This is a genomic window from Candidatus Thiosymbion oneisti (assembly GCF_900092655.1).
Lineage (GTDB): Bacteria > Pseudomonadota > Gammaproteobacteria > Chromatiales > Chromatiaceae > Thiosymbion > Thiosymbion oneisti.
The window spans coordinates 1-331 of sequence record NZ_FLUY01001269.1 but is presented as its reverse complement, the minus strand read 5'-3'; the positions used below and the strand labels follow the sequence as shown (position 1 = coordinate 331).

Sequence of the window (331 nt, the reverse complement as noted above, 5' to 3'; positions counted from 1 at the left end):
CGATTCGGGCGTGCTAAGCGGTTCCTCAACGGGGTCCCCAGTGCCAAGTCATGTGCACGCGAGCGGGAGCCGTTACGTGCAATGATCAGTGCGGAACAGGGCCGGCTCCCAAGCTGATCCCGCCGGTCAATCGTCAAGTCCGCGGCTGGGCCAATGACTTCGATCACGGTCGGAGTCGCCCTGCGTTTCGGGCCATGAATTGGTTCCTCCAACAGCGGATGGTAGGGCACCTGAAACGTCGGAGCCAGCGCCCTGATCGGCCACCAAAAGGGGTGACCTGGTATGCACATCTGTACAAGCAACTGGGCTTGGTGCAGCTCTGACGGCTGGT

Annotated in this window: 1 protein-coding gene; it reads left to right on the top strand. The window is 61.6% G+C overall.

What is annotated here, in order from left to right; translation table 11 throughout:
* Positions 1-50: 50 nt before the first annotated feature.
* A complete protein-coding gene (locus tag BQ17_RS24230; protein WP_089727823.1) occupies positions 51-323 on the top strand; it encodes a group II intron maturase-specific domain-containing protein in 273 nt (90 codons plus the stop codon).
* Positions 324-331 lie beyond the last annotated feature (8 nt).